This window comes from Nocardioides sp. YIM 152315 (assembly GCF_029210375.1).
Lineage (GTDB): Bacteria > Actinomycetota > Actinomycetes > Propionibacteriales > Nocardioidaceae > Nocardioides.
In genome coordinates this window covers 64,801-83,825 of record NZ_JARGER010000039.1, presented here as the reverse complement: position 1 = coordinate 83,825, position 19,025 = coordinate 64,801, and the positions used below count along the sequence as shown (strand labels likewise).

General features: G+C 72.0%; 14 protein-coding genes. 11 read left to right on the top strand and 3 right to left on the bottom strand.

The window, feature by feature from the left end:
• Nucleotides 1–6 precede the first annotated feature (6 nt).
• The 5 genes from PZ894_RS16770 to PZ894_RS16750 all read left to right on the top strand — a co-directional run bounded on the left by PZ894_RS16770 (nt 7) and on the right by PZ894_RS16750 (nt 6,147).
• On the top strand, nt 7–1,647 hold the full coding sequence (locus PZ894_RS16770) for an MDR family MFS transporter (protein WP_275746534.1): 1,641 nt from the start codon (nt 7–9) through the stop codon (nt 1,645–1,647).
• Nucleotides 1,648–1,800: 153 nt separating this feature from the next.
• A complete protein-coding gene (locus tag PZ894_RS16765; protein ID WP_275746533.1) occupies nt 1,801–3,447 on the top strand; it encodes a DUF2142 domain-containing protein in 1,647 nt (548 codons plus the stop codon).
• Nucleotides 3,444–4,040: an acyltransferase gene (locus PZ894_RS16760; RefSeq protein ID WP_275746531.1), complete on the top strand. Its 597-nt coding sequence runs from the start codon at nt 3,444–3,446 to the stop codon at nt 4,038–4,040. Before PZ894_RS16765 ends, PZ894_RS16760 begins: the two co-directional genes overlap by 4 nt.
• A complete protein-coding gene (locus tag PZ894_RS16755) occupies nt 4,037–5,146 on the top strand; it encodes a DegT/DnrJ/EryC1/StrS family aminotransferase (protein WP_275746529.1) in 1,110 nt (369 codons plus the stop codon). Before PZ894_RS16760 ends, PZ894_RS16755 begins: the two co-directional genes overlap by 4 nt.
• The gene (locus PZ894_RS16750; protein WP_275746527.1) at nt 5,146–6,147 is read left to right on the top strand and encodes a Gfo/Idh/MocA family oxidoreductase; all 1,002 of its coding nucleotides are present in this window, start codon (nt 5,146–5,148) and stop codon (nt 6,145–6,147) included. Before PZ894_RS16755 ends, PZ894_RS16750 begins: the two co-directional genes overlap by 1 nt.
• Before the next feature lie 23 nt (nt 6,148–6,170).
• Here the strand turns inward: PZ894_RS16750 and PZ894_RS16745 are convergent, their stop codons facing one another.
• Entirely contained in the window at nt 6,171–7,274 is a 1,104-nt protein-coding gene (locus tag PZ894_RS16745) for a UDP-N-acetylglucosamine 2-epimerase (protein ID WP_275746554.1), read from the bottom strand.
• Between the two features lie 224 nt (nt 7,275–7,498).
• Between PZ894_RS16745 and PZ894_RS16740 the strand changes: the two genes are divergently transcribed.
• On the top strand, nt 7,499–8,554 hold the full coding sequence (locus PZ894_RS16740; protein ID WP_275746526.1) for a glycosyltransferase family 2 protein: 1,056 nt from the start codon (nt 7,499–7,501) through the stop codon (nt 8,552–8,554).
• Here PZ894_RS16740 and PZ894_RS16735 read toward each other — a convergent pair.
• Nucleotides 8,516–9,823, bottom strand: coding sequence for a hypothetical protein (locus PZ894_RS16735; protein WP_275746524.1), 1,308 nt, complete (start codon nt 9,821–9,823; stop codon nt 8,516–8,518). The genes PZ894_RS16740 and PZ894_RS16735 overlap by 39 nt on opposite strands.
• A gap of 109 nt (nt 9,824–9,932) precedes the next feature.
• Between PZ894_RS16735 and PZ894_RS16730 the strand changes: the two genes are divergently transcribed.
• Both PZ894_RS16730 and PZ894_RS16725 read left to right on the top strand, forming a co-directional pair.
• The gene (locus tag PZ894_RS16730; protein WP_275746522.1) at nt 9,933–10,091 is read left to right on the top strand and encodes a hypothetical protein; all 159 of its coding nucleotides are present in this window, start codon (nt 9,933–9,935) and stop codon (nt 10,089–10,091) included.
• A gap of 73 nt (nt 10,092–10,164) precedes the next feature.
• On the top strand, nt 10,165–12,153 hold the full coding sequence (locus tag PZ894_RS16725; RefSeq protein ID WP_275746521.1) for a TIGR03960 family B12-binding radical SAM protein: 1,989 nt from the start codon (nt 10,165–10,167) through the stop codon (nt 12,151–12,153).
• Nucleotides 12,154–12,302: 149 nt separating this feature from the next.
• Here PZ894_RS16725 and PZ894_RS16720 read toward each other — a convergent pair whose 3' ends face one another.
• Nucleotides 12,303–13,520, bottom strand: a complete 1,218-nt coding sequence (locus PZ894_RS16720) for an MFS transporter (protein WP_275746519.1) — start codon at nt 13,518–13,520, stop codon at nt 12,303–12,305.
• A gap of 66 nt (nt 13,521–13,586) precedes the next feature.
• Between PZ894_RS16720 and PZ894_RS16715 the strand changes: the two genes are divergently transcribed.
• The 3 genes from PZ894_RS16715 to PZ894_RS16705 all read left to right on the top strand — a co-directional run bounded on the left by PZ894_RS16715 (nt 13,587) and on the right by PZ894_RS16705 (nt 18,946).
• Nucleotides 13,587–14,774 carry a winged helix DNA-binding domain-containing protein gene (locus tag PZ894_RS16715; protein WP_275746517.1) on the top strand — a complete coding sequence of 396 codons (1,188 nt, stop codon included), beginning with the start codon at nt 13,587–13,589 and terminating at the stop codon, nt 14,772–14,774.
• Nucleotides 14,775–14,798: 24 nt separating this feature from the next.
• A complete protein-coding gene (locus PZ894_RS16710) occupies nt 14,799–15,509 on the top strand; it encodes a TIGR03936 family radical SAM-associated protein (RefSeq protein ID WP_275746516.1) in 711 nt (236 codons plus the stop codon).
• Nucleotides 15,510–15,856: 347 nt separating this feature from the next.
• On the top strand, nt 15,857–18,946 hold the full coding sequence (locus PZ894_RS16705; RefSeq protein ID WP_275746514.1) for an Rne/Rng family ribonuclease: 3,090 nt from the start codon (nt 15,857–15,859) through the stop codon (nt 18,944–18,946).
• Nucleotides 18,947–19,025: the final 79 nt, after the last annotated feature.

The following is a 19,025-nucleotide window of genomic DNA, read 5'->3' as shown; positions in this document are numbered from 1 at the left end:
CTCCTGATGAGTGAGAACGCGCGGCCGGCGGGCGTCGGCACCGAGGACCACACCGGCGAGTACACCCACCGGCAGGTGCTCACGATCCTGTCCGGCCTGATGCTCGGCATGTTCCTGGGCGCCCTCGACCAGACGATCGTGAGCACGTCGATCCGCACGATCGCCGACGACCTGAACGGACTCTCGGTCCAGGCCTGGGTCACCACGGCGTACCTGATCACCGCGACGATCACGACGCCGATCTACGGCAAGCTCGGCGATCTCTACGGGCGCAAGAAGCTCTTCATGTTCGCGATCACCGTGTTCATCGTCGGATCGGCCCTGTGCTCGTTCGCCGGGTCGATGTACCAGCTCGCACTCTTCCGCGCGTTCCAGGGCCTCGGCGCCGGCGGACTCTTCACGCTGGTCCTCGCGATCATCGGCGACATCGTGTCGCCGCGCGAGCGCGCGCGCTACACGGGCTACTTCATGGCGATGTTCGGCACCTCGAGCGTCCTCGGGCCGCTCATCGGCGGCTTCTTCGCCGGCGCCGACACGATCCTCGGCATCGACGGCTGGCGCTGGGTGTTCCTGGTGAACGTCCCGATCGGCGTCGCCGCGCTCGCCGTCGTCTACCGCACGCTGCACGTGCACCACACCCCGCGCCCCGGCATCCGCATCGACTGGTGGGGCGCCGCCGCGCTCGCGGTTGGGCTGGTGCCGCTGCTGATCGTCGCGGAGCAGGGGCGCGAGTGGGGCTGGGACTCCCCACGCGCGATCGCGACGTACGTCGTGGGCGGGATCGGCCTCGTCGCCTTCTTCCTCACCGAGCGGGCCATGGGTGACGCGGCGCTGATCCCGCTGCGGATCTTCCGGATCCGCGCCGCGGCGGTCACCGTCGCGGCCAGCATCATCGTCGGCGTCGCGATGTTCGGCGGCATCATGCTGCTGCCGCTCTACATGCAGATCGTGCACGGCGCGACGCCGACCGAGTCCGGGCTGCTGATGCTGCCGATGGTGGTCGGCATGATGACCGGCTCGATCGCGTCGGGTCAGGTCATCTCCCGCACCGGGCACATCCGCCTGTTCCCGATCTTCGGCTCCGCGGTGATGACGATCGGGCTCTTCCTGCTGTCGTTCACCGGCGCCGACACGCCGCTGGCGCTGGTCAGCCTCGCGATGCTGGTGCTCGGGCTCGGCCTCGGCAACTGCATGCAGCCGCTGCTGCTCATCATCCAGAGCGCCGTGCCTCCGACCGAGATCGGCGTGGCGACCAGCTCGGCGACGTTCTTCCGCCAGATCGGCGGCACGATCGGTGTCGCGGTCTTCCTGTCCGTGCTCTTCTCCAGCGTCGGCGCCCACATCACCGACGCGATCAAGGAGGAGAGCCAGACGGCGGCCTGGCAGCAGGCGGTGGCCGACGGCCACGGGCCCGACCCGGACCTCGTCGCGCGGGTCCAGGACGACTCCTCGGTGATCGACCAGATGGACCCGGTGATCGCGCACCCCTTCAAGGTGGGCTTCGCGGAGTCGATGGACCAGGTCTTCCTCCTCGCCGGCTGCTTCGGCGTGGTCGGGTTCCTGGTGCTGCTGCTCCTCCCGCCCGTCGAGCTGCGCGCGACGTCGGCGAGCGTCGCGGCGCGGGCGCAGCCCGACGGCGGTCCGTGACGTCCGCCGTGAGTAGGATGCTCCGGATTGTCGACGTGACGGGGAGAGACGTGTGGGACTCGAGAGCGCTGCTCGGGTGTGGGCTCACCAGGCGGGCCTCCAGCAGGTGACCCCCCGGTGCTCGACCGCATCGGGGATCGATCGAGGACCGTCGTGAAGCGAACCGAATGGCTCGTGGCACTCGCGGTCGCGGTCGGGGTCGTGCTGTGTGGAGGTGCCTGGGCGCTGTCCTCACCGGTGGGCTCCTCGCCGGATGACAGCTACCACATGACCTCGATCTGGTGCGTCGGCGCCTCCGAGACCTCGAGACCCTGCACGGAGCTCGGCACCGACCCCGAGGGCAACCTCCGCGTGAAGGCTCCGGCGCTGGTGGCCGGAGGTCAGTGCTACGCGTTCGACCCGACCGCGTCTGCGGCGTGCCAGGAGCCGCTCGTCGGCAAGCGGGGGGAGACGTCGGCAGTGGACACCGGGGACTACCCGGGTGGCTACTACAGCTTCATGCATCTCTTCGTCGGCAAGTCCGTGGTGAAGTCCGTGTTGATGATGCGCATGGCCAACGTGATCATCGCCGCGCTGCTGCTCACGGCGATCGGCCTGGCGAGCGCGTCGGGTGCGCGCCGGATGATGGCGTACGCCGTCACCGTGACGCTCGTGCCGTTGGGCTGGTTCATCATCGGCTCCGTCAACCCGAGCAGCTGGGCGGTCGTCGGCGTCACCGGCTGGGCCTTCGCCCTCAACGCCGTGTTCACGGCGCCGTCCGTACGACGGCGCTACGTGCTGGCCGGACTCGCGCTGCTCTCGGCGCTGCTCGCAGTCACCTCTCGAGGGGACGCTGCGGTCTACGTGGTGATCACCGGAGTTGCCGTGTCCGTCCTGAACTGGCGGATCCTGCTCGCGCGTCGCTGGCTCGCCGTGATCCCCGCGGTGGCGTTCGCGGTCGCCGCCTACGTCGCGCTGAGCTCTGCCCAGGTCGGGAGCGTCGCGGGCGCCTCGGCGGAGACCGACCGCGCCCTGCGCGAGGTCGTGACGAACTTCGTGCTGGAGTCGCCCGCACTGATCAGCGGCATGTTCGGCTACTCCTTCGGGCTCGGTTGGCTCGACACCGCGGTCCCGTCGCTCGCCGCCTATCCCGTGGCCCTGATCCTCGGGTTCGTCTTCCTCAACGGCCTGGGCCAGGGGCGATGGTCCAAGGCGCTGGCGATGCTCGGGATCGCCATCCCGCTCGTGGCGCTGCCCGCGCTCACCTACTTCCGGGCGCGGCTCGTGGTGGGGGAGAGCGTGCAGCCGCGGTACCTGCTGCCGATGGTGCCGATCCTCGTCGGCCTCGCGCTGGTGGGGCGGCAGCACGGATCCTCGCTGAGGCTCACTCGCGTGCAGGGTGCCGTGATCTCGGCCGCCCTGAGCGTCGCCACCGGCGCCGCGCTCTACGCCAACATCAGGCGGTACGTCACCGGCACGGACGGCGCCCAGCTCATCTCCGACTACGAGTGGTGGTGGCCATGGGCGCCGAGCCCGTGGGTCGTCATCATCGCCGGTGCCGTGGGTTTTGCGCTCTTCAGCTCCCCGGTCTGGCTGCTCTCGCGGCCACGCTCCGAGAACGACGCGGACCGTCCGATCGCCTTCGAGGACGCCGTCGAGGTCCCGGTCCGTCACGTCCCTCGGGCTGGATCGCCGGCCCCGGGCGAGCACCGGTCCGTCGACCAGCAGGATCCCGAGCCGGACCCCGGGCCGGACGACAGGCCGTCCTCACCGAAGGACGACACCATCCCGGACGACGACCCCGAGGGGGCCCATCGATGAGCTTTCGCAGCGTCGACAGCGCCGACATCTCCGCCGACGCCGTCATCGGCGACGGCAGCAGCATCTGGCACCTCGCGCAGGTGCGCGAGGGTGCGGTGCTCGGCGAGCAGTGCGTGGTCGGCCGGGGCGCCTACGTCGGCTCGGGTGTGCAGATCGGCGACCGGTGCAAGCTGCAGAACTACGCGCTGGTCTACGAGCCCGCGCGGCTCGGCAACGGCGTGTTCATCGGCCCGGCCGTCGTGCTGACCAACGACACGTTCCCCCGCGCCGTGAGCCCCGACGGCGCGCTGAAGTCCGCGGACGACTGGGAGGCGGTCGGCGTCGACATCGCCGACGGCGCCTCCATCGGCGCGCGCTCGGTCTGCGTGGCACCCGTACGCGTCGGGGAGTGGGCGATGGTGGCGGCCGGCTCGGTCGTCACCCGCGACGTCCCGGCGTACGCCGTGGTCGCCGGCGTCCCGGCCCGCCAGATCGGGTGGGTCGGCGAGCACGGCCGCCGGTTGCAGCAGCAGGACGACGGCAGCTTCCTCTGCCCGGTCTCCGGAGACCGGTACGAGCTGAACGGTAACCAGATCCAGAGAGTTGGAGCATGACGAGCACGTCGAGAGAGTTCATCCCCCCCGCCAAGCCGATCATCGGTGCCGACGAGCGCGCCGCCGTCGACGCGGTGCTGGCCACCGGGCAGGTGGCGTCGGGCCCGGAGGTCGCGGCGTTCGAGCAGGAGTTCGCCGACCAGCTGGTCGGGGGCCGCACCTGCGTCGCCGTCAACTCGGGGACGTCCGGTCTCCACCTCGGTCTGCTCGCGGCCGGCATCGGCCCGGGGGACGAGGTCATCGTGCCGTCGTTCACGTTCGCGGCGACGGCCAACTCGGTCGCGCTCACGGGCGCCACCCCTGTCTTCGTCGACATCGAGCCGACGTACTTCTGCCTCGACCCGCGCGCCGTGGAAGAGGCGATCACCGAGCGCACCAGGGCCGTCATGCCGGTCCATCTCTTCGGACACCCGGCCGACATGACCGCGCTCGGCGCGATCGCGCAGGAGCACGGTGTCGCGCTCTTCGAGGACGCCGCCCAGGCCCACGGCGCCACCTGGCAGGGCACGCCGGTCGGCGCGTTCGGATCCTTCGCGATGTTCTCCCTCTACCCGACGAAGAACATGACCTCCGGTGAGGGCGGCATGGTCTCCTGCGTCGACGAGGACCTCGCCAGGCAGGTGCGGCTGCTGCGCAACCAGGGCATGGAGCGCCAGTACGCCAACGAGGTCATCGGTCTCAACAACCGGATGACCGACATCCACGCGGCGATCGGCCGGGCGCAGCTGCGCAAGGTCGCGGGCTGGACCCAGACCCGGCAGCGCAACGCGGCCTTCCTCGACGAGCACCTGCGTGGCGTGACCGTGCCGGTGGTCGCCGAGGGCGCCACCCACGTCTACCACCAGTACACGATCCGGGTCGCCGAGGGGCGCGACGAGGTGGTGCGGCGCCTGCGCGAGGAGTTCCAGGTCGGGTCCGGCGTCTACTACCCGATCCCGAACCACCGGCTCGAGTCGCTGAAGAAGTTCGCGCCCGACCTCGACCTGCCCGAGACCGAGAAGGCCGCCCTCGAGGTGCTCTCGCTCCCGGTGCACCCGTCGCTGTCCGGCGACGACCTCGAGCGCATCGTCGAGGCCGTCAACACGGTCGTCGGGGCGGGGGCGTGATGGCCGACGAGACCGACGTCCTGCGCATCGGCCTCATCGGCCTCGGCGCCATGGGACGCCACCACGCGCGCGTCATCCGCAGCACTCCCGGGCTCCGCCTCGTCGCCGTCGCCGACCCGATCGGCGACCGGTTCGGGGTGGCGGGCGAGCTCCCCGTCCTCCCCGACGTGCAGGCGATCATCGACGCCGGCGTCGACGGCGTCATGGTCGCCGTCCCGACCAGCCTGCACGAGGAGGTCGCGCTCACGCTCGCGGCCGCCGGGGTCCACGCGATGGTGGAGAAGCCGATCGCGCACTCCGTCGAGTCCGGGGAACGGGTGGCGCGTGCGTTCGAGGACGCCGGCCTGGTCGGCGCCGTCGGGTACGTCGAGCGCTGCAACCCCGCCATGATCGCCCTGCGCGAGCGGATCGCGAAGGGCGTGCTCGGGGAGGTCTACCAGATCACGACGTCGCGCCAGGGACCCTTCCCCGAGCGCATCAACGACGTCGGCGTCGTCCAGGACCTCGCCACCCACGACGTCGACCTGACCCCGTGGATCGCGGGCTCGGCGTACACCACCGTCACCGCCCACGTCACCTACCGCTCGGGCCGCCAGCACGAGGACATGCTGGTGGCCTCCGGGCGGCTTGCGAACGGCGTGATCGTCAACCACCTCGTCAACTGGCTCTCGCCGCGCAAGGAGCGACACTGCGTCGTGACGGGGGAGAAGGGCGCGTTGGTCGCCGACACCCTCACCGGGGACCTCACGTACTACGAGAACGGCACGCTCGAGAACGAGTGGGACGCGATCGCCTCCTTCCGCGGTGTCTCCGAGGGCGACGTCACGCGGTTCTCGTTGCACAAGCGCGAGCCGCTGGCGGTCGAGCACCAGGGATTCCGCGACGCGATCCGCGGCGTGGCCGACCCCTACATCGTGCCGATGCGCGAAGGGGTCGAGACGCTGCGGGTGGTAGACGCCTGCCTGCGCTCGGCGCGAGAGGGCGTCGCCGTCCCGCTGTGACGGACGGTCGCTCCGGCGCCGGGTCAGCGGACCTCGGCGCCGACGTACCCCTCGCTGCGCAGCGAACCCATGATCACCTCGGTCGGGTGGAAGGCGTCGAGCTGGGACGGACGTCGGTGGTCCTCCCAGCGGGCGAGGAAGTCGCGGAGCCGGTCGGGGTCGAGCTGGGTGAGCACGAGGTTCTCGCCGATCCCCTGGTGAGACTCGGTCGCATCCCGCTGGATGGCGGCGGGACGCCCGAGGATGCCGCACTCCTGCTGCAGGCCGCCGGAGTCGGTGACCACGAAGCTCGCCCGGGCCAGGATCGGGAGGAACCGGGGGTAGGGCTGCTTCGCGACGAGGCGGAAGCGGTCGTCGAAGAGGGCGGAGAGCCCGAGCTCCTCGACTCGCCGGCGCTCGGTGTCGCCCGCCGGCATCACCAGCGGCAGCGGGCTCGACTCCTTGAGCACCCGCAGCGTCTCGGCGAAGACGGCGCTGTTGCGCAGCATCTCGAACCGGTGCAGCGTCACGAGACCGAACTCGTCGGGCAGGTCGATCGGAGGGTGCTCGGCCCCGAGCATCATCCGCAGCGCGTCGATCGCGGTGTTGGCGCCGGTGTCGACGACCAGCCCCTTCGCGCGCTCGCGCCGGAGGTTGTCGACCTCCCGCCGGGTCGGTGCGAAGTGCAGCCGCGCGAGGCGCGCCACGACGCGTCGGTTGATCTCCTCGGGCATCGGGTTGCGCAGGTCCCCGGATCGCATGCCGGCCTCGACGTGCGCCACCGGCGCCCCGAGGAAGCGCCCGACCAGGGCACCCAGGACGGTCGTGAACGTGTCTCCGTGCACCACGACGAGCGGCCGGCCGCCGGCGTGCAGCGTCCGGCGAAGGCGCCGGCGGTGGCGCAGGGTGTGGAACCCGATCCGCAGCATCCAGCCCGGCACCTGGGAGGAACGGACCAGCGGCGACTGGGTGCGCGGGTCGAGGAAGTGCTCGTCCGGCTGCGGCAGGCCGAGGTCGTCGAGGGTCGCCCGCAGCCCGTCGACGTGCTGTGCGGTGTTCCAGAGCTCGTACGGCGTGCCACTGTCGAGCAGGGAACGCATCAGGGGCGAGAGCTTGATGATCTCCGCGGTCGTGCCCGCGACCATCACGATGGCCAATCCGGCTCCTCGGTCGACGTACGAACCCCTGCAGTAGAGTCCGACGCCTCGCGCGCCCTCGTTCCTGCAAAGCTGAAAGACGACATCTCGCGACTCGGCTGACCGGAGCCCGCGAGCCGACGCGTCGCGCGATCACCCTACAACGATGGGCTCGTCCGAGCCGTCGGGTGCTGCCCCGCGCGATCGGTGGCCGCGCCCATGAGAGAGTCCTCAGCATGCCGGAGACGCCGTCGCTGTCCTTCGTCGTGATCTGTCACAACGCCGAGGAACTGGTCGAGACCGCGCTCGCGCGACTCTGCACCGCCATCGAGCGCGCCGAGTGGCCCCAGGCGGAGGTCGTGGTGGTCGACGACGGGTCGACGGACCGGACGGCTGAGGTGGTCGCGTCGTTCGCCGCGCGAACCGACGTGCGGGTGCGGCTGCACAGTCAACCCAACGGGGGCCGGCTGGTGGCGAGCCGCAATGGTGTCGGCCACGCCACGGGGGAGCTCGTCTCGTTCATCGGCGAGCGGGTCTGGATGCATCCCGACGCGCTGGTGAATCTCCGGCAGCTCATGGCGGAGCACCCCGAGGCGCGGGTGTGGAACTGCCACATCGACATCCCTCGCGACGGCAACCGCCAGGCCCAGTTCTGGTACGTCCTCACCTACCTGGGATGGCGCCGCTACCTCGCGAACCCCCGGCTGATCAGCTTCGGGACCGAAGACTTCGACTACTACCCGAAGGGCACCGGCGGGTTCGTCTGCCCGCGCGACCTCCTGCTGGACGGCTATGCGGGCATCACCAGCCTCTACGACGACGAGCGCAACTCGTCGGACGACACGGCGCTGATCCGGTGGATCGCCGAGCGGGAGCGGATCTGGATGTCGCCCGCCTACTCGGCGGAGTACGTGGCGCGGTCGACGCACCGCGACTTCGTCCGGCACGCGCGGCAGCGCGGCACGCTGCTGCTGGACAGCTACTTCTCCCGAGGCACCCGGCTGCACAAGCCGTTGATCGCCTACTTCGTGCTCAGCCCGCTCGCGGTGCTCGCGGTGCTGCGTCGCCCGCGTCTGCTGCTCGCCCTTCCCGCGGGGCTCGGTGTGGTCGCCGCTGTGCTGCGACGGCTGGGCGTCGAACGACGAGACGTCGTCGGGTTCTCGCTGTTCGCGCCCGTCTTCGGTGCGGTCTTCTCGGTCGGTCTGTGGCGTGGCCTCCTCGACATGGCACGCAGCCGTGTGTGGCGCCGGCGCTCACTGACCGGAGGGGCGCGCGACGCCGACGACCGTTGAGCCCGTGCGTCGCCGGAGCGCCCGCAGGAAGGCCACCGAGCTGATCGCGTAGGCGGTGGTCGCACCCACGACGAAGGCGGCGACGCCACGGGCCTCCGCCGACCCGATGCCGGAGGCCAGGCACGCGACCGCGGCACCGGTCGCGCCGATCCAGGTGATCGTCACCCACAGGTGTCGGTCGGCCGCGACGACCACGGCGAGCTGCAGCAGCGCTGCCGCCAGCACGCAGGTCCCGGCCAGGAGCCCCGCGACCATGGCCGGATGCGGGTCGTAGGCCTGACCCTGGAACACTCGCACGGCCAGCGGACCCAGCCACCAGCCGAGGGCAGCGGCGATCGCGAGCACCGGGACCAGGATCTCGGCGCACCTGCGCCACCATCGGCGGAGCGTGCTCCGGTTGCCGGAGTGGATCGCTCGTGTGGCGAGCGGCACGGCGACGGCCTGGACGGGGGACAGCGCCACGAGTGGCAGTCGGGTGAGGACCACCGCGGCGAACAGCGTCTGCAGTCCCTGCGCGCTGCCGACGACCGTCGTCACCAGCGCGGGGTAGCCGGCCATCAGCAGAGTGGACAGCCCGTTGGCGGCGCCGAGGGACCCGACGTTGCGGCCCGCCTCCCCCCACGAGGGAGCCGGGCCGCGCCCTCGCCAGGAGACCGCTCGCAGGACGGTGCCGCAGAAGGGCAACCAGGCCAGGCCGCCGACCGCGACGGCGGCGACGGCCGCCGGGACCGACGGCGGCATCGACGTCAGCCAGAGGACCAGGGCCAGCGTGATGCGGAGCAGCGCCTCGCCGACCACGACCACGGCGTACGCGCGGACTCGGCGGGTGCCGATCAGCACGCCTCGGGTCAAGCACAGCGGTGCGAAGAGTGCCACGGCCGAGAGGGTGAGGACGAACGTGCCCGGCGAGCTCGTCAGCTCGGCCCCGAGGCCGGGCAGGGCCGCGAGCACGAGGCAGGCCACGAGCCCGCCGGCCCCCCCGACGCAGCCGACGAAGGCGACCTGGGCCGGCACCTTCTCGCCGCTGACGTCTGCCCTGCTCGACAGCCGGGAGCACTCGACGTCGATGGCCGACATCATCGCGCCGATGCCGAAGATCACGGCCCAGAGCACCAGGAAGCTGGCGTTCTGGTCCGTCTCGAGCCATCGTGCGACGACTGCGAGCAGGATGAACCCGAGAGCGCTGGCCGAGAGGAACGAGACGGCCACGAGGCCACCAGTGCGTCGGACGGACGTCACGCCGACGCCCCCGGTGCCACCTCGGATCACGCAGCGAGTGTAGGAGACCTGGGCGTCGTCGCCGCGTCGGCCTGCTCCCCTGCCACGCGCGGCTGCGGACCGTCACCAGGAGGTGGACGCCGTCTGTTTGGATGGAGTCATGACGGACCGTGACTACGAGCCCGAGATCGTCGACGCCGTGCAGCACGTCGCCAACCGGTACGGCGCCGCAGGGCTCGAGGATCTGATCACGCTGGCCCAGGAGGAGCTGGTCGTGGCCCGCAGCGCGCTCGAGGAGCTGTCGACCGGCCACGACTGAGGGTTCGGTCTCGCGCCCGGGACCGTCGTACCCTTGATCGTTCCCCAAGCGTCGATCCCTGCGAGGTAGCTGCATGTCCGCGCCCGCGAGCGCCCCCGAGTCCGGCCCCGAATCTGGCCCCGAATCGGTGTTCCCTCGACTCGAGCCCCGGCTCCCGTCGGTGTCGAAGCCGATCCAGTACGTCGGCGGCGAGCTCAACTCCACGGTCAAGGACTGGGACTGCGCGACCGACGGTCCGACCGTCCGCTGGGCGCTGATGTACCCCGACGCGTACGAGGTCGGGCTGCCCAACCAGGGCGTGCAGATCCTCTACGAGGTGCTCAACGAGCGCGACTGGATCGTCGCCGAGCGCACCTACTCGGTGTGGCCGGACCTGGAGAAGGTGATGAGGGAGGAGGCGATCCCGCAGTTCACCGTGGACGGCCACCGACCGATCCGGGCCTTCGACGTGTTCGGGCTGAGCTTCTCCACCGAGCTCGGCTACACGAACATGCTCAACGCCCTCGACCTGGCGGGCATCCCGATCCACGCGGCCGACCGCACCGACGACGACCCCATCGTCATCGCCGGTGGGCACGCGGCGTTCAACCCCGAGCCGATCGCCGACTTCCTCGACGCCGCCGTCCTCGGCGACGGCGAGGAGGTCGTGCTCGCGATCTCCGAGGTCGTCCGCGACTGGAAGGTCGAGGACTGCCCCGGAGGTCGTGACGAGCTGCTGCGCCGCCTCGCGGTCAGCGGCAACATCTACGTGCCGCGCTTCTACGACGTCGCGTACGCCGCGGACGGCACGATCGAGGCCGTCGTACCCAACCGCCCCGGCATCCCGTTCCGGGTGCGCAAGCACACCCTGATGGACCTCGACGCCTGGCCCTACCCGGCGAAGCCGCTGGTGCCGCTCGCCGAGACGGTCCACGAGCGCTTCTCCGTCGAGATCTTCCGCGGCTGCACGCGCGGCTGCCGCTTCTGCCAGGCCGGCATGATCACCCGGCCGGTGCGCGAGCGGTCGATCGAGACCATCGGCGACATGGTCGAGAACGGCATCCGCAGGTCCGGCTTCGAGGAGGTCGGCCTGCTGTCGCTGTCGAGTGCCGACCACACCGAGATCGGCGACGTCGCCAAGGGGCTCGCCGACCGCTACGACGGCTCGAACGTGTCGCTGTCGCTGCCCTCGACCCGCGTCGACGCCTTCAACATCACCCTGGCCAACGAGTTCTCCCGCAACGGCCGCCGTTCCGGCCTGACCTTCGCCCCCGAGGGCGGGTCCGAGCGGATGCGCAAGGTGATCAACAAGATGGTCACCGAGGAGGACCTGATCCGCACCGTCGCCGCGGCGTACTCCCACGGGTGGCGGCAGGTGAAGCTCTACTTCATGTGCGGCCTCCCGACCGAGACCGACGACGACGTGCTGGCGATCGCCGAGCTCGCGAAGAAGGTCATCGCCAAGGGGCGTGAGGTGTCCGGCCGCAACGACATCCGCTGCACGGTGTCGATCGGTGGCTTCGTGCCCAAGCCGCACACGCCCTTCCAGTGGGCCGCGCAACTCGACCACGAGACCACCGACGAGCGGCTGAAGAAGCTGCGCGACACGGTGCGTGAGGACAAGCGCTTCGGCCGCGCCATCGGCTTCCGCTACCACGACGGCAAGCCCGGCATCATCGAGGGGCTGCTCTCCCGCGGCGACCGGAGGGTCGGCCGGGTCATCGAGGAGGTCTGGCGCGACGGCGGCCGCTTCGACGGCTGGAGCGAGCACTTCTCCTACGACCGCTGGGTCGGCTCGTCCGAGAAGGCGCTGGCCGGCACGGGTGTCGACCTCGCGTGGTTCACCACCCGCGAGCGCGACTACGACGAGGTGCTGCCCTGGGACCACCTCGACTCCGGCCTCGACAAGGACTGGCTGTGGGCCGACTGGGAGGACGCGCTCGCCGCGGCGGACGGCGCCGACGTCGAGGTCGAGGACTGCCGCTGGACCCCGTGTTACGACTGCGGCGTGTGCCCCGAGATGGGCACCGAGATCCAGATCGGCCCGACCGGGCAGAGGTTGTTGCCGCTCAGCGTGGTGTGAGCTGCGAGTCCCGGGCTCGGAGCCGGTGCCGGTGGCTTCATCAAGGGATGAAGGTGAAACCGCGCTTGCCTCGACGAGTTCGGCGAGGTAGGCGGGGCACCGCCTTCATCCCTTGATGAAACGCGGCCACCAGACACCCGCCGGGGCCGCTACCGGCGCACCCCGGAGGCATCCTTCGAGGCCGGCGCCAGCTGGTCCTCCACGTAGATCGGTCGCGTGACGTACGCCGCGAGCACGAAGAGCGGCAGCGCGAGCAGCAGCATGAGCGCCAGCGGCAGGTCCCAGCCCCCGGTGGCGTCGTGCACGACGCCGATCGCGAACGGCCCGGCGACGGCGATCAGGTAGCCCGCTGACTGGGTGAAGGCGGAGAGGGCGGCCGTGCCCTGCGGGGTCCGCGCGCGCAGCCCGATCAGGGTGAGGATCAGCGGGAAGGTCACCGTGCCGACGCCGACGACGACCGCCCACAGCGGCGCGAGCGAGTACGGCGCGACCATCAGGCCGACGTACCCGACCGGGTAGGTGCCGATGACAACGAAGAGCACCCGCGACGGGGTGACCGACCGGGCCAGCACGTTCGGCAGCCACAGCGACAGCGGGATCGAGGTCCCGGCGACCAGGCCCGCGAGCACGCCGGCCGCGGTCGCGCCGTACCCGCTGTCCCGCCACAGCTGCGCGAACCAGCCGAAGATCGCGTAGGCCTGGAGCGACTGGAGGCCGAAGAAGAGCGCCATCGCGCCGCCGAGGCGGGTGCGCGCGACGTCGCGGAAGGAGATCGTCCTCGGCGTGGTCTCGAGGTTCCGGTCGTGCGCGGCCAGCCCGATCCACGGGAGGGCGGCGACCGCGGCGACCAGCGCCCACGCGCCCAGCCCCCACCGCCAGCCGCCGAGCGCGTCGGAGATCGGCACCGTCAGCATCAGCGCGGCCGTGAGGCCCGTCGACAGCGCGGTCGTGTAGATCGCCGTCATCAGGCCGATGCGGTCGGGGAAGTGCAGCTTCACCAGCGACGGCATGAGCACGTTCGCCATCGCCATGCCCGCGAGCGCGAGGAGTGAGAGCAGGAGGAACAGCGCCTCGCTCTGCGTGACTGCGCGCCCGGTCAGCCCGAGGACCACCGCGACCAGGGCGCACAGCGTCACCCGGTGCACGCCGATGCGGTGGGCTGCGGCCGGCGCCAGCGCCCCGAAGAGCGCGAACGCGATCACCGGCAGCGACGTGAGGAGGCCGGCCGTGGGGCCGCTCATCGAGAACGCGTCCCGCACCTCGGCCAGCACCGGGCCGACGCTGACGGCGGCGGGTCGCAGGTTGAGGGAGACGAGGACGATGCCGACCAGCACGAGGATGACCGCGCGCCGCGAGGAGGTGCTCACCGCCCGATGCTCTCAGCAGGCCTGTCGGTGGTCTTCGGCAGGCTCTGGCATATGAGAATCGGTCACATGCGCCCGGTCAGTGACGTCGAACGCCGCAGCCGGCTCGCCCGGCGCCACGGCCTGGCCTCCGGGGAGCGGTACGCCGACGCGCTGGCGGCCACTCGGGCCATGACCGTGCTGCACGCCACCGAGGCGGCCACGGTCCACTTGTCGCTGTGGGCACGGGTGGACCGACTCGCCGTCGACGACGTGGAGCGGGCGCTCTACGACGACCGCTCACTCGTCAAGCAGCTCGCGATGCGCCGCACGCTCTTCGTGTTTCCGCGCGATCTGCTGCCCGCCGCCTGGGCGAGCGCGTCGGCGCGCGTGGCCGCCCAGCAGCGCGCCCAGCTCGGGAAGCGGGTCGTCGGCGCGGGGATCGCCGCCGACGCCGACGCCTGGATCGCGCGGGCCTTCGACGACGTCCTCGACCTGCTCGGTGACGGGGTGCCGCGGACCACGGCCCAGGTGCGGGAGCTGGTGCCCGAGCTGGAGGGCCGCTTCACCCTCGGCGACCCGAGCAAGAAGTGGGGAGGCGACTTCCCGATCGGGCGGTGGGTGGTCGGCACCCTGGCCGCCGAGGGCCGGCTCGTGCGCGCGACCAACGCCGGGCACTGGCGGCGCAACCTGCCCACGTGGACCACGACCGACGCATGGCTCGGCGACGTCCCCGAGCCGTGGTCCGCGGAGGCCGGCTACGCCGAGCTGGTGCGCCGGTGGCTCTTCACGTTCGGTCCCGGCACCGAGGCCGACATCGTGTGGTGGCTCGGCTCCACCAAGACGGCGGTGCGCAAGGCGCTCGCCGAGGTCGGCGCGGTCGAGGTCGCGCTCGAGGGCGACGCGACGGGCTGGGTGCTGCCCGACGACGTCGACCCGGTCGCGCCGGTCGAGCCGTGGGGCGCGCTGCTGCCGACGCTCGACCCGACCGTGATGGGCTGGCGGGGGCGATCGTTCTACCTCGACGCGTCGCACGCGCCGTACCTCTTCGACACCAACGGCAACGCCGGTCACACCGCCTGGTGGGACGGCCGGATCGTGGGCTGCTGGGTGCAGGACCCCGCCGGGGTCGTCGTGCCCGTGCTGCGCGAGGACGTCGGGTCCGAGGGTCGCGCCGCGCTCGATGCCGAGGCCGCGCGCCTGACCGACTGGCTCGACGGCGTCCGGATCACGAACGTGTACGCCTCCCCACAGATGAAGGGCGCCGCCCTGCCCTGACCCCGCCCGGCTTACGGTTGGTCCGTGCGCGACCAGCCCGAGCAGCAGGCTCCTCCCGTCCAGCGGCTGCGGATCCGCTACGCGAAGCGTGGACGACTCCGCTTCACCAGCCACCGGGACTTCAGCCGGGCGTTCGAGCGGGCGATCTTCCGGGCCCGGGTGCCGATGGCCTACTCGTCCGGCTTCAACCCGCATCCGCGCATCTCGTACGCCGGTGCGGCGCCGACCGGGGCCGCCAGCGAGGCGGAGTACCTCGAGATCGCCCTCGCCGAGGTCGTCGATCCCGCGGTCATCCGCACCCGGCTGGAAGAGGCGCTCCCGGACGGCCTCGACGTGATCGACGTCGTCCAGTCCCCCGGCGGGGCGCTGGCCGACCTGCTCCAGGGAAGCCACTGGCTGATCGACCTCGACGCCGACCCTGCCACCACCCACGACGCGGTGGCCGCGTTCCTCGCCGCCGACGCCGTGTCCGTGGAGCGGATGACGAAGAAGGGTCTGCGCGAGTTCGACTGCCGGGCCGCCGTCGTCGCGCTCTCCGCGGTCGATCGCCCCGCGGGCGCGCGGCTGGACCTGGTGCTGCGGCACGGCGTGCCCGCGGTGCGGCCCGACGACGTGCTCTCCGGACTCGCCTCCGTCGCCGGCCTCGACCCGGCGGGCGCGCCGCTGCTCACCCGCCTCGCCCAGGGGCCCCTGGACGAGTCGACCGGGACGGTCGGCGACCCGCTGTCGAGCTGACGGTGCGGGGTCTCGGCCACTCGTGTGCGATACTCGCCGTGGTTGATCCGGACAACCTGTTCGGAACGACACGACGACGTTCTCGCCGGTCCCGCGTGGCCCGGCACACCACGAGACGCGATCGTCGCCAGACCGCGACGCGGCCGGCAGGTCGGTGACAGAGACCCGCCACCAGGTCCACCCGGACCGGGCCCAGCGACCGCGGCAGGTGACGCCCGTTGTCCTGTGGTGACGCGCAGCGGAGGGTGTCGCCGCCACACGAAGGCTTTGCGTCACTCGCCTTGGGTACTCGGGCGAGCGGCGTCGGACCGCCCGCCTCGAGACGGCGGGCGCTAGGAGTGCACCAGATGGCCGACGAGCCCACCAGCACGCCCGCCGAGAGCGGCGAGCAGCCCACCCAGCCGGCGGAGCAGCCGGCCGAGCCGCCGAAGAAGGCCGCCGCGAAGAAGGCGCCGGCCAAGAAGGCGACCGCGAAGAAGACCACCGCGAAGAAGACCACGAAGAAGGCCGCCGACGCCCCGGCGGCCGACGAGACGCTCGACCTCGGCGTCGAGGCGCCGGCGAAGAAGGCCGCCGCCAAGAAGGCGCCGGCCAAGAAGGCGACCGCCAAGAAGGCCGCCGCCAAGAAGGCGCCCGCGAAGAAGGCTGCCGCGGTCGAGGTCGTGGAGACCGAGGCGACCGAGGGGCCTCACGGCGACCCGGTCGCGCCGAGCGAGCAGGGCGAGCAGGGCGAGCAGGGCAGCGGGACCGCGCTGCTCTTCCAGGCGCCCGAGACCACGAAGAAGACGCCCGCGCGGCGTACGCGCAAGACCGCCGCGGCGGCGGACGAGACCCCGGCCGAGGGCACGGAGCCGCCCGCCGACGAGGCCGCTGCGGAGAAGCCGAAGAAGAAGACGACGGCCAAGAAGCCGGCCACCAGGAAGCCGTCCGCCAAGAAGCAGGCCGACACCGAGGCACCTGCCGTCGAGGACGCCGCCAAGGACGCCGCCAAGGACGCTGCCGAGGAGTCCGCGGGGGAGGTCTCCGCGGAGGGCGAGAGCGCCGAGCAGGCCGGGGAGGGCGCCGGGTCCGGCCGACGCCGGCGCCGCCGCGGTGGACGTCGCCGTCGCAAGTCCGGCGACTCCGGCGCCGAGGGCGACGACGGCGACACCGAGGCCACCGAGGACGACGAGTCCGCCGACGCGTCCGGGGCGGAGGAGGGGCAGGGCGAGAGCTCGTCCTCGCGCCGCCGGCGCCGCCGCCGTCGCGCGGGGGAGGAAGGCGGCGACGCCGCCGACGACCCGGAGAACACCGTCACGCGGGTGCGCTCCAAGCGCTCCGTCGAGGACGAGATCACGGCGGTCACCGGCTCCACCCGCCTCGAGGCGAAGAAGCAGCGCCGTCGCGAGGGTCGCGAGGCCGGCCGCCGCCGGGCCCCGATCGTCAGCGAGGCCGAGTTCCTGGCTCGCCGTGAGTCCGTCGACCGCGTGATGGTGGTCCGGCAGCGCGAAGAGCTCACCCAGATCGGCGTGCTCGAGGACCGCGTGCTCGTCGAGCACTACGTGGCCCGTGAGTCCCAGACCTCGCTGATCGGCAACGTCTACCTCGGTCGGGTGCAGAACGTGCTGCCCTCGATGGAGGCGGCGTTCATCGACATCGGGAAGGGCCGCAACGCGGTCCTCTACGCCGGCGAGGTCAACTGGTCCGCGCTCGGCCACAAGGACGGCCAGCCCCGCAAGATCGAGTCGGTGCTCTCCTCCGGTCAGACCGTGCTCGTGCAGGTCACCAAGGACCCGGTCGGGCACAAGGGCGCGCGACTCACCAGCCAGATCAGCCTGGCCGGCCGCTTCCTGGTCTACGTGCCCGACGGCACCACGAGCGGCATCTCCCGCAAGCTCCCGGACACCGAGCGCAACCGCCTGAAGACCCTGCTCAAGGAGATCGTCCCCGACTCCGCCGGGGTCATCGTGCGCACCGCGGCCGAGGGCGCGAGCGAGGACGAGCTGACCCGGGACGTCGAGCGCCTCAAGGCCCGCTGGGAGGACATCGAGGGCAAGGCCCGGGGCAGCGCCCCGCAGCTGCTGTACGGCGAGCCGGACCTCACGCTCAAGGTCGTCCGCGACCTCTTCACCGAGGACTTCTCCAAGCTGGTCATCCAGGGCGACGACGCCTGGGACACGGTTCAGGGGTACGTCGCGCACGTCGCGCCCGACCTCGAGGAGCGCCTCGAGCGCTACGACCCCGGCCCGGACGGCCGAGGAGGCAAGGCCGACGTCTTCGCGGAGTACCGCATCGACGAGCAGATCTCCAAGGGGCTGGACCGCAAGGTCTGGCTGCCGTCCGGCGGCTCGCTGATCATCGACCGCACCGAGGCGATGACGGTCGTCGACGTCAACACGGGCAAGTTCACCGGCTCCGGGGGCAACCTCGAGGAGACCGTCACCAAGAACAACCTCGAGGCGGCCGAGGAGATCGTGCGCCAGCTCCGGCTGCGCGACATCGGCGGCATCATCGTCGTCGACTTCATCGACATGGTCCTCGAGTCCAACCGCGACCTCGTGCTGCGGCGCCTCGTCGAGTGCCTGGGCCGGGACCGGACCCGGCACCAGGTCGCCGAGGTCACGTCGCTCGGCCTGGTCCAGATGACCCGGAAGCGGATCGGCACCGGTCTGCTCGAGGCGTTCAGCGAGAACTGCCCGCACTGCCAGGGCAGAGGAGTGGTCGTCCACGACGCTCCCGTGGAGCCGAAGGGCTCCGACGAGGAGCCGCGTCGCGGTCGCCGCGGTCGGGGCCGGGGACGCGGTCAGGACCAGGACGGCGGGAACGGCGGCGGGAACGGGGCCGCGCCGAAGCCGCCCTCGCCCAAGGACGTCGCCGCCATGGCCCGCCCGGAGCCGGAGCCGGAGCCGGAGCCCGAGCCCGAGCCGGACGCCGAGCCGGCGCCCGAGCCGGTGGTCGAGGCGGTCGAGGCTCCTGCAGCCGAGCAGGCCGAGCCCGAGGCGCCGAAGGTGACCACGCGCTCCCGGAGCCGGCGCGCCGCGAGCCGCCCGGCCGCCGCTCCCGAGCCGGTGGCCGAGGAGCCGGATCCGGTCGTCGAGCCGGTGGCCGAGCCGGTCGAGACCCCCGCACCCGAGCAGAGCGTCGAGCCGGCGGCCCAGCCGGAGGCCGCGCCGGAGCCGCCCAAGGTGGTGACCCGTAGTCGCGGGCGTCGGGCCAGCCGCCCGGCCGGACCACCGGCCGACGGCGCGGAGGCCACGGATGCCACGGAGGACACGGATGCCAAGGTCGACGCGGCCCTGACGGCGCCTCCGGGAGCCGTGGGCAGCGTCGGCGCGCCCCCGACGGACGGCGCGGTCGAGCCCGGCACCGGCGACGCCGAGCCCGGCGCCGCGGCGGAGGAGGAGCCGCCGCACGTCGAGCACGTCCCGATCAAGAAGAAGGGCACCCGCAAGCGGTGACGACCGACCTCTCCGCACCGATCCGTCGGTCGGCGTGGCAGGCTCGCCGCGGCCACGCGCCGTGGCCTCGTGCGACACA